The sequence below is a fragment of the Lewinella sp. genome, from assembly GCF_050633125.1.
In the GTDB taxonomy this organism is placed as follows: Bacteria; Bacteroidota; Bacteroidia; order Chitinophagales; family Saprospiraceae; genus Lewinella.
On record NZ_JBOEFX010000071.1, the window covers coordinates 49,669 to 61,850 of the forward strand.

The 12,182-nt window shown below is 47.1% G+C and carries 5 protein-coding genes; 4 read left to right on the forward strand and 1 reads right to left on the reverse strand.

Translation table 11 applies throughout. From position 1 onward, the window contains the following. Window positions 1-421: 421 nt before the first annotated feature. On the forward strand, window positions 422-2,740 hold the full coding sequence (locus tag ACRBG0_RS15570) for an alpha-ketoacid dehydrogenase subunit alpha/beta (protein WP_431487793.1): 2,319 nt from the start codon (window positions 422-424) through the stop codon (window positions 2,738-2,740). Window positions 2,741-2,924: 184 nt separating this feature from the next. After that, on the forward strand, window positions 2,925-3,341 hold the full coding sequence (locus tag ACRBG0_RS15575) for a hypothetical protein (protein WP_431487789.1): 417 nt from the start codon (window positions 2,925-2,927) through the stop codon (window positions 3,339-3,341). Window positions 3,342-3,533: 192 nt separating this feature from the next. Here the strand turns inward: ACRBG0_RS15575 and ACRBG0_RS15580 are convergent, their stop codons facing one another. Then, entirely contained in the window at window positions 3,534-4,343 is an 810-nt protein-coding gene (locus ACRBG0_RS15580) for a crotonase/enoyl-CoA hydratase family protein (RefSeq protein WP_431487790.1), read from the reverse strand. A 614-nt stretch (window positions 4,344-4,957) separates the two neighbouring features. Here ACRBG0_RS15580 and ACRBG0_RS15585 point away from each other — a divergent pair. Next, entirely contained in the window at window positions 4,958-10,912 is a 5,955-nt protein-coding gene (locus ACRBG0_RS15585; RefSeq protein ID WP_431487791.1) for a T9SS type A sorting domain-containing protein, read from the forward strand. 62 nt (window positions 10,913-10,974) lie between these two features. Continuing rightward, a partial coding sequence (locus ACRBG0_RS15590) for a hypothetical protein (RefSeq protein WP_431487792.1) occupies window positions 10,975-12,182 on the forward strand: 1,208 nt, incomplete at its 3' end.

Consider the following 12,182-nt stretch of genomic DNA (forward strand, 5'->3'; position numbering starts at 1 on the left):
TAGAACCTCTAAAGCATAGTAAATCAAGTAACTCTGTTATCTATAGTTGCTTTAGCAAATATCAGGCACAACTCCCCAAAGATATGCGGCCAAACGGATAATCTCACAAATCTGTTTTGGGAACTGATCTAATTCTTAATTTTTCTATCTAGTTTACAATGATTTTACAAAGGCTTCATTTTTGCATTTCCTAGAGAATAAACAGGCGTAACCGGGGCAAACACCGGCAATTACTCATCGTAATTTCGTCCTTTTCAATCACTTATTCCTTTCCATCACAAAGGTTCCCACGACCAACTAATGGTTCATTTCCGTATCTTTGTAGAGATAGGTTACCTGTCAACTCGGTAAGAAAGCCTTACGGAGTCTATTAATTAATACTGCTGCTATTTTGAACAAGACAACAACTTCTACTGCTGTTATGCCTTCAGAACGTCAAGAGATTTTGCGCGATTATTACATCTGCTGTCTCAGTCGTGAACTCAGCTTGGTTATTCGCCGGGATGTACTGACAGGGCGCGCCAAATTTGGCGTTTCAGACGATGGCAAAGAGTTGTTTCAAGTAGCCATGGCCAAGGCTTATCAAGCCGGCGACTGGCGTGCAGACTATTACCGAGGGCATACCCTGCTACTCGCCCTCGACCTGGCGAAGCCCGAAGATATTTTAGCCCAATTGTATGCTGACCCTGAAAACGACCCTTTCAGCGCCGGAAGGCAGATGGTTGGCCACCACATGACCCCAAATACAAACGCTCAAGGCGACTGGATTCCTCAACTCGCACAAGTCAATCTATCCTCTGATATTTCTACCACTGGTGGGCAAATGGCTCGGGCTACCGGTTTGGCGTACGCCAGCAAGGTTTACCGCGAAGCCAAGCACCTGAAAGCACCTACCTTTTCCAAAAAAGGACAAGAGGTTTGCTTTTGTAGTATCGGCGACGCCAGTACCAGCGAGGGGGCTTTTTGGGAAAGCCTCAACGCCGCAGGCGTACTGCAGATCCCGTTGGCAGTAACCGTCGCTGACGATGGCTACGGCATCTCTGTGCCTACCGAATACCAAACCATCAAGGGAAGTATCAGTGCAGCACTGGCAGGCTTTGCCGCCGATGAGAATCAAGATGGCATGGCCATTCATCGCGTCAAAGGTTGGGACTATCCTGCGCTTTGCGAAATTTACACCAAAGGCATTGAGCAAGTACGCGACGAACATCAACCGGCCTTGTTTCATATAGAAGAGCTTACCCAACCTCAGGGGCATTCTACCTCCGGATCGCACGAGCGCTACAAAAGCGAAGAGCGGCTACAGTGGGAAAAAGAATACGACTGTAACCGACAGTTTCGTTTGTGGATGCTCGCAACTGAAATAGCGGAAGAAAAAGAGTTGATAGACCTCGAAACCAAGGCAAAAGCGGCTATCGCAGAAGCGAGAACCCGTGCCTGGGAGAATTTCCGCCACCCCATCAAAGCGCTACAAGACAAGCTAGGGCAAATCGTCCAAAACCTGGCAGCCAGTACAGCCAAAGACCAATACCTCAAAGAGCTCACGCAACTGCGTACGCCTAGCCGCTCAGAATTATTGAGTATCGCCCGGCGATTGCAGTTTGCCTACCACGGCCAGGAAACACCAGAACTTACGCGCTTCATTAAGGAAGAAAAGCAGCACCTCCAACACCTTTACAGCAGTCACCACCTCAGCGAAAGCCCCAAGGCTGCCCTCCGGGTGCCTATGGTGCCCGCAACCTACCCCGAGCCTGCTGTTGAGATCAATGGCTTTGAAGTTATCAATCGCTTTTTCGATCGCGCATTGGAGCGTATTCCCGAACTATATGTCTTCGGAGAAGACGTTGGTAAGATTGGTGGCGTCAACCAAGGTATGGCGGGCTTACAAGAAAAGCACGGCGAGCACCGCGTCTTTGACACCGGCATCCGGGAATGGACGATCGTGGGGCAAGCCATCGGTATGGCCATGCGCGGCTTGCGGCCAGTAGCCGAGATCCAATACATCGATTATCTTATTTACGCCTTCTCTCCCCTTTCCGATGATGCTGCTACTTTGCGGTGGCGGAGTAACGGCCTCCAGCAGGCCCCGCTCATCATTCGTACCCGTGGGCATCGCCTGGAGGGTATTTGGCACTCCGGTTCTCCTATGAGCGTATTGCTCGGAGGCTTGCGCGGCATGCACCTCTGTGTCCCTCGCAATATGGTGCAGGCCATCGGCATGTACAACACCCTATTGCAAGGTGATGATCCCGGCATTGTAATTGAATGCCTCAACGGTTACCGACTAAAAGAAAGCCTGCCAAGCAACCTCGATACTTTAACCGTACCGCTGGGTGTCCCAGAAACCATCCGGGAGGGTGCCGACCTTACCGTGGTCACTTACGGTTCCTGTATCCGAATCGTCGCCGAAGCAGCTAAAACATTGGCCCAAATGGGCGTAGACATCGAAATCGTTGATGTGCAAACCCTCTGGCCATTTGACCTGGAGCACCGCATCAGTGCCAGCTTACGCAAAACCAATAGGCTACTGGTCGTCGATGAAGACGTTCCCGGTGGTGCTGCCGCTTACATAATGCAGCACATCCTGGAAGACCAGGGCGGGTACTTTCAACTAGACGCTACCCCAAGTACGTTGACGGGCACGGCTTACCGCCCGCCTTATGGCGACGATGGCAACTACATCAGCAAGCCCAATGTGGAAGATGTCGTGGAGAAAGTGTTGGAGCTCATCGCAGAGTAGCACTTGCTTAAGTTCTTGGCTGGTCATTATTTGGGCGTACCCCCTCCGCTGTGCTACGGGGTCGCTACGTTACAGGGCGCGTTATTCACTTGGCCCCTTCCCTGCGGTCGGGGCTGGTGCTGCGCACCACCCTTTCACATCGCTTACGCAATGCATCCAATTCGTCTAACCAAAACCAACAATTATGGAAGCCCACTACCAACTTACCAACGAGCAGTTTAGCCAACAATTTGCCGACTGTACCTTACCTCCTCAGTGGTTTAGCCATACGGCCCACTTGCGGTTAGCCTATATTCTTCTACAGCAACACCCTTTGGAGGAAGCCCGCCAGTTAATGTGCTCCCAAATTCAAACGTTCGACCAAACCTTCGGAGATGGTACCAAGTATCACCGCACCCTTACCGAAGCCTCTATACAAGTCGTTTGGTATTTCATGAGTAAAAGCACCACGGCTACCTTTCCGGAGTTATTAGCTGAATTTCCGCGACTGGTAGACAACTTCAAGGGCTTGCTCCTCACTCATTACCGCCCAGAGACTTTGTTTCCGCCACCTGCCAATACCGTCTATCAGCAACCGGATTTATTGGTGTTTCCTGCTTGATTTTTGAATCACCAAAGAGGTACTTAAGAATGTTTTTTCTGAACCATGTAAGGGATTACAAGGGCATATAAGATGGGATATAGGTTGACTTTGGCAAAATCTAATCCTCATACCAAGTACCCAGTACCTAATACCGTGAGGCTTGCCTTGCACAAACACCACCTTAAAGTCCCATACAGGCAAGTTTCCCTATCACCCTTCAAACTTAGGGCTTCGTTTTTCCATATTTGCCGAAAAAGCTTCGACCAGATCATTGGAGAAAAACATAGAAGCATTCCAGGCCGTCATGTAGTTGAGGGATTCTGCGACGGTGTGATCACGCGAATAGAGCAGTATCTCTTTGGTACCACGTATGCAAAGTGGAGATTTTGAAGCGATAGTCGCAGCAAGTTCCTGCACCCCTTTCAGGAGATCTTCTTGACTGGCATAAGTACGGTTACAAAGGCCAATGGTCGCAGCTTCTGTTCCGGGTACATTGCGGCCGGTATAGGCCATTTCGGCAACAATCCCCGGCTGCAAAATCTTGGGCAAACGCTGCAAGGTGCCAATATCAGCAACCAAGCCCAAGTCGATTTCCTTGATAGAAAAATAGGCATCCTCCGTACAGTAGCGCATATCACAAGCGGCCACAATATCCACTCCCCCACCAATACAAGCACCGTGAATGGCGGCGATCACCGGTTTACGGCATTCCTCGATGGCAGAGATCGCATTTTGCAATTTGAAGATAAACCCGCGCAATGCCTCACGCTTACGCCCTTCGCAAGAGATGGTATTAAAGCGTTGCAGGTTCATCAATACGGTGAGGTCGATCCCTGCACAAAAATTGCGGCCTTCTCCCTGTAGGATAATTACCCTTACTTCAGGATTCTCGTGTAACTCACGAAAAATAACGGGCATCTCCTCCCAAGCCTTTTCATGAAGCGCGTTGGCCTTATCCGGCCGATTGAAGCTAACTGTGGCGATATGCTGATCGATGTGAACGAGGAAAGAGGTATACATTTGACAATCTGTATTTGGTGGTGAAGGGGTTATTTTTGAATTATCTAAGGTATATTTTTTTGAACCATATCAGGAAATATAAGGGATTATAAGAAGGGGATATTTACTAGGGTAAATTCATGAATTCCCCCGATGTAGCGAGATTTTGAACTAAGTAAGGACAAAAAAACATGATTGACCATCAATATACCTATTTTTACTAACCATCAAAAACCCCAACCATCTTAGTACCTTTGGTGGTTTAAACCCCTGGAAACCACAAGTGTTAAAAAGACAAAAGCAACTTGCTTTTCCAATCCAAAAGAACTAATATAGCGTTGTTTTATATACGCGCTCATCCCACCAAAGATGAGTTCTTTCTACAGGTTTTGCATACATACACAAACATTCTTTGATTCTTAACCTGAAAAAGTGACGCTCTCTCGTGCTTTTTCTAAAAACTATATGTATGTCTACAACAGCAATGCGCTCCTTGTACGTTTTTATTGTTTTGCTATTTGTGAATAGCATTTGGGCTGCTGCCCCCCCCCCCCGCAAAACATCATCCGCCGTTTTTACTAACAACTTCGCCCTTTGTCTTTTCGGAGGCAGCGATAAGCACACAACCCGGTGAAGTGATCCAGATATGTGTCGATAAAAACGCAGGTATTCAAACCTTTAACAACACGATTTTCGTAGAAATCGTTGGAAATAAGCTTCCTCACTTGAGTAATTTTAGCGGGCAGTCCCTTTCTTTCCCCTGGGGGACCACCCAGGCTTGCTTCAACCTTACGATTGGTTCCGACCAGAGTTCGCTTTCTTATACGCTGGGTATTCAGGGGTCGACAGAGGAGTTGGATATCACGGTCGATCATCATGTTACAGGATTTTGTGGCGTGATTTCCAATCCAGTCAATGCTCAAAGCCCAGGCTCTTCGTCGTCGTCTTCCGCTGAGCTACTGGATCGGTTTGGCAATTCCTATACTTACGAAGACTTAGCGATTAATTTTGGTGGTTTGGAATGTACCCAAAGCGGATATTTTGCTCTTGAGTTTACTTCAAATTTTACGCCAGAGGAAATCACTACGATCTGTAGTGTATTCGAGTACCTGTCAACACTCTTCGTATCTCAAGCTACCGAAATTCCTATTCGTATCCGGAAAGATGCCCTTTTTGCCGGAGCATTAGCTGCTGGCACGGAGTTTTATCGGGCAGACACCGATGGTGGTGGCTGTGGCATCGAAAACAGCGTCATTTGGGAATATATCAATACCGACAGTGATTTCGGTGGCATCCTGGATGACAATTACGTAGTTGGCAGGATTGATGTCAGCGATACAGGAAGTTGGCATACGCTTGATATGGATACAGGGCCCCCGAATAATCCTGGTGTAATGAATGGGGATTATGATTTGTATTCAATTGTCCTTCACGAAGCACTTCATGTTCTTGGCTTTGCTTCCCGAATCACTGCTGATGGCAGTCCTTTAAATGGGTTTTATACCGCTTGGGATCGAGAGCTAAAAGGGAATACCGTTAGCGGTTACGACGACTTGTTAGAAGGAGTAACAAACGGAGCATGTTGTGACGATCATAGCTACAATGGGTTATCATCACCCAATCAGATCAGCTACGATTGCAACAGTGTCCAGTTTGCTTACGGCACCAATGAGCAAGCAACGGTATGGGGGGAATATGACGCGGTAGATTTTCCTTCAGAGAACAGCTTCATCGTTAACGTTCTCAGCCACCTCAATGGCGATTGTGACAATGCAGATTATGTGATGGTCTCGGAATTGGCGGATGCCACCGCTAATCGCTTTGTATCTACAGAAGAAAAAGGTATTCTCTGCCAATTGGGGTATCAAGTTCTGGATGGTGGTATTCCTGCCTGCTCCACAGCTTGTGCCGTAGTTGCCGTAAACGATCTTATCTTTTTATCTCCTGATGATTTAATCGTTAGTGGTAGTCCAACGCCTGTTTACAGTGTTGAAATTGAATATGCTACCATAACTGGAAATGACTTCTTACCCAGTGGGGCAACAGTAGAGGTATACGCCTGTGATCCTCTGATTAATGTCATAGTTGTCAATGACGACCCCGATGATACAAAGTTCTCTATTCGAGGGTTTTCTCCCGGCCAGGTTTTTACGGTTTGCTACACAATTTCCGGCTGTGATGGCATCTGTGACGATGCAATTGTCACCATTGCTATTGAATTGTCCGATGGGCAGGTTATTGTAGGTAGCGGCCCTGCTTGTGGAGAACAGGAAAACATTGTGGGCTGGAGTGATTTTGAGGATTTCATGACCCTTCCAGGCACGGGAGGATATAATTTGTTTTTTTCTCAAACAACCTTACAAGCATGTGACCCCTTTGGAACTAATCTTTCCGGAGCAAATACACCAGGAATAAGAGCTGAATTAAATGGCAATCTTTACGCCTATATGGTAGGTCGTTTTGTGCCTAATCAAATGAACAATAACGGTACAAACTGTGAATCGATATTTCTGCCACTTACGCAGCCCATTTTTCCAGGCTGTAGTATTACACTTGAATTCGACGTCCACTCTCGATTCCATAGTGCGCAAGATTATTCCTTCCTGGAATTCTACGGTAGCTTTTTACCTCCTTGTGCCTCCAATATATTCAACGGCAATTGTACTGCGAGCCAGAGTAATAATGATATTTACTGTATCAGGACAGGAAATGACGGGTTTCTAATTACGCAAAACCTTGAAATAGGAACTACACCTAGCCGTTTCGGGCCATATACATGGACCAATAATACAGGAGTGCCCATTAATTACTTGATCGCATACAATAACAACGCGGCTTTAGGACAAGATATAGAGTGGACATTTCCAGTTAATCTTGACTTCGGCATCGACAACGTCTCCGTCATTCAAAACTGCGACAACCAACTCACGATTACTTCCAACGTATTGGCGGCTTGCGAAGACGAGGGAGTTATCATAGATTATCAAATCTGCCTGACCGGATCTTCCACCGGAGCACGTGATGTAAACTTGACCCTGGACTTGCCTTCTCTGCCCGGAGTTTTGTTCGGCAATGGAGATTTTACCTCTAATCAGTACACTGTAACAAATGTAGTTCCTAACGGTGACTGTAGACCAGTTCGACTGGTACTCGATTTGAACAGCAGCCCACTTGGTGCAGGAGATGGATTTACTGTCCAGCTAGGAGGAGTCGCCTTGGGTACCTGTATCGACGATCCGAACCTGACAGATGTATTGTTAGAAGAATGCGACAATTGCGATCCCTTACAAACAGGCTATACCTTTGCACCAGATTGTACTGCCGAATCAATAACCTTCACGGCCAATAATTCGGCTGGTATTCACTCGTGGATCATCAATGAGGTAACGTATCAAGGGAATCCATTAACGATACCCATCAACGATCTCACCAACGACGAAAACTACACGGTAGAGCATATTGTATTGAACGAATGTTTTGATGAATTTCGATCTACCGAAGTAGATATCCTCATTGAAGCTTGTCTTGATTGTGATCTTATTCAGGCTGGTTTTACCTATGTGCAAGACTGTACTACGGAAATGGTCACTTTTACTGCCATCAATGCTACAGGAACCCACTCCTGGCTAATCAATGGCACAGCATACCAGGGAAATCCGGTGACGATACCTATTGCCGAACCTGCCATGGACGACTTGTACAGCGTAGAACATACAGTGATGAATAACTGTGAAGAAACCGATGTCTTTTTCAATCCGAAGTTTCCGGTAGATGCCTGTTTCTCGCCTTTGGTATGCCCTTGCACTGGCCCCAATGCGGTCAATGTGGTAGCGGGTACGGGTACCTTGTGGCAAAACACCCCACTGGCAGCTTTAGCTCAAAATGGACTATTGTCTCCCAACACCATCGACTTAACCAATTACTGTGTGACCATTAGTGGTACACTAATCGTTGGACCGGATGTGCTAACCCAGAGTTTTCAGTCTGATGTACTCTTTACTTCCGGTGCGCTACGAATGCTGCCCGATGCAGAGATCGTGATAGAGAATAATGCCAGCCTGATGCTGTTTTCCGTAAACGAACCCGACGGTCAGGGAGCCGGATTACACGGCTGCGAATTTATGTGGCAGGGCATCACCGTAGAAACCGGAGGCGAGCTACGAATGTACGATTCTCACATTGAGGATGCCGAGGTTGCGGTGCAAGCCTTTCCTGGTGCTACCCTCGATATTTTTGACAATGACTTTGTCGACAACTACGTCGGTCTGGATATTATCGGATCGGTCAATAACGACCCTCCTGGCACAGTCAATGTGGGTATCAACGGAATTGAAAAAAACCTTTTCGATGGGATGACCGGGCTATTAGGCACTTCTAACTACAGTATCCAGATGGGCGGCGAAGCCCACGCCGGGGTTCGCCTCAATAATGTGAGTTTCCTTATGGTGGGTAGTTTCAATGGAGAGGGGAATTTCTTCCGCGGCCTCCAGCATGGTGTTTTCAGTGCAAACAGTAACTACTCTTTTATCCAGGCAGATATGCAGGACATCTCTGTAGCAGGGGTTAGTTCTACAAAAGATTTTGTCTTCTTTTATGATGCCAAAATGGAGCGAATGCCCTTTGGTATAAATATCGAAGCTGGCAGTATTTCCGCTCGAAACAATACCATGTCGCAAATTTCCGACACCGGAATTCGTGTTTTTGGCGCGGATGGAATGGATGTTGGTGTTTTTGAAATTAACAATAATACCATCGACGCAGACCGTTTCTGTATTGACCTCACGAGTACCCTCGACAACAACTATCTTGCGGTACAGGGCAATCAATTGACCCTCACTCCACTGGCTGCCAACACGACCACCTACGAGGAGCGCGCCGCTTTCCGGATGCTCAACGCCGGAGCAGACGAGGCCAGCTTCAACGAACAGGCTCAGGTACGTAATAACCATATCAATGTTCACGGTGCCGGAATCGGAATCGACATTATGGATATAGGAAACATCAACCTCCACTACAATGACATCACCTTCTACAACCCCGTAGAAATGACCGATGGCGTTTATCGGGGGATAAGCTTAAACGACTCGGATAACAACGACCTCTACGAAAACAGTACGCAAGTAGGAATATTCTCAACCGACTTCAACGAGCTGGTAGGTTATCACTTTACGGCCTGCGAGACCACCCGCCTGTGCTGCAACAGCTCCGACGGCGGATACATCGGCTTCGAGTTTTCCGAAAACTGTATGGATACCGAGTGGAGAACCTCCGAGATTTTTGACCATCATACTGGGCTAAAAATCAATGAGGCATCTTTTATTGGTACACAGAGTCACGCAGGTAATCGATGGGAAGGCAGTTATATAAATGGTGCTGAACATCTTAGCACTTCTACATTTATCATAGGACAATCTCTTTTTAAAATCCGTGAACCTATGACCCAACCATTTTGGCCACCTAGCATCTCGAATGCACCAGGGGCAGATTGGTTTCTTGCAGATAATACGGCTAATAATGCCTTGTGTGCTACGGATACCTTGTGTCTACCCGTTCCTCCGCCCTTTAACGGATTAATCAAAGAAACGGATCGTTTCCTGGCTGGCACAACCTACCAAGGAGCACCTTACGAAAGCTTTCACAACTGGGAAGGGCGAAAGTTCTTGCTAGCCAAGCTCAATGCCAATCCTTCTTATGGGCAGGGAGATCAGCAGTTTCAGCAATTCCGTAATACTCAGAATAATAGTTTACTGGCAGGTTACCTGACCCTGAACGCGCAAATGAATGTCGTACACCAGGGACAGACGACCCAGGCTTTGGCGCATCTGGATGCCGTGAAGACGCATCTGGTAAATTTAAAGAACCTGGAAACGCAGTACCTGCAAGCGACCACCGATACCGAACGGGCCGACTTGCAGGGGGATTACGCCGATACCAATGCGGACATTGCTACTGAGCTTACCCAACTGAGAAGCTTGCAACAAACCGCCAAGACCAACCGGGAAGCAGCTGCCACAAACCTCATCACAGCTAATGATAATTTAGCCACACCTGATATTTTCACCGCCAATCAGCAGACGGTCAATGCCATCCAGTTGGAGGTATGGGCTGGGATATTACCCGCACTGGGGAGCAGTGAAATCAGTACCCTGGAGCAAATCGCTTACCAATGCCCCCTCCAAGGCGGCAACGCTGTACACCGTGCCCGCGCTATGCTGCGTGGCATTGGCGAGTACAACTTCAAAGGAGTGAACTGCATCAGTATCCAAGCACTACAAAGGGAAGATACTGCTGATACGCCCACTGCTGATAGTAAGTTATCAGGTGTAGAAGACGACGTGACGAACCCCTCATCATGGCAAATTTACCCTAATCCTACTAGCAACTATTTCCAAATCAGCGGCGAGTACCTAGATAGATTGCAAAACGTGGAACTCTACAACCTTTCGGGTAAACTGCACCAAACTTGGGCAGTTGCTTCCAGAGGTAGCAATTATCAACTACAGGACAACCTTGTATCAGGTATTTACCTTCTTAGACTGTATCTAGCAGACGGTTCCCAAGTGAATCGCAAACTTGTTATCAGTAAATAAATTTTCAAGATCGTTTCAGCCAGAGCAAAGGTTTCCTTTGCTCTGGCTTTTAATCTATGGGTATGAACATATCATTACGCTTTAGCATCGCTTTACTTTTTATTACCAACCTACTATATGCTCAATTCCCAGACAATACTTGGCTTTTGGGGTATGGTGGTGGAGTAGCAGACCTAGACTCTTTCGGAATCTCCGTATTGAAATTTGACAACAATAAGCTTACCGTTGGTCCTGAAGAAGAAATCGTATATAGAGTAGAGGTTAACAATACGTCTATGAGTGATACTGAAGGGGCATTACTTTTTTATTTTAATGGCAAGGAATTGTTTAACGCTAACCACGTACCTATTTTAAACGGAGACTCCATGTATACCGGAGCCTTAGACAGAGGTTATGACATACCGCAAGGAACGCTATTACTCCCTTTTCCTGAGAATCCTAATCAGTTCCTTATCCTAAGTACTCATATTACGTATTATGATGAATTATCCGATGTGGCAGGAGAGCAGTTGTATTATTCTATTTTGGATATGGAAGCAAATGAGGGGCAAGGCCATGTTACTATAAAAAATGAACTATTGGAAGAGTATTTGGTTCATGGAGGCCAACTCACAGCCTGCCGCCATGCTAATGGTCGCGATTGGTGGATTATTTGGCCATACTGGGATAGCAATCAATATATGAGGTTTTTGGTAAATCCTGAAGGGATAACTCGTCACGAGGATCAAATCATTGGTGATAGTATTCGCTCAGGTTTTGGACAAGCATTGTATACACCAGACGGAAGTAGATTTATTACTTACAACAACCGCTACATCGATGAAGAGCCCATCGCCGACATTTATGATTTTGATCGCTGTTCAGGCACTCTATCAAACCAAGTTCGCATTACTGCTCCGATAGCAGGTGCCAGTAACGGAGCAGCCATTTCCCACGACTCTCATTTTCTTTACCTGATCAATCGAGGATATATTTATCAATACGATCTCCTAGCCCCTGATATTGCGACCACCCAAGACACTGTAGCCGTCTTCGACGGCGCACTCGACCCCTGGTTCCCTGCCTCCTTTTTCATGGGGCAACTGGCCCGGGATGGCAAAATCTACGTCTCCTCCTCCAACGGTGTCCTCAGCCTCACTGTGATCGAACACCCGGATCGGCAGGGGGAGGCCTGTGCGGTGAACCAGCATGCTGTGCACTTGCCCGTGTACAATGCTTTTGGCATTCCTACTTTCCCCAACCACCGCCTCGGGCCGCTGGATGGTAGCCC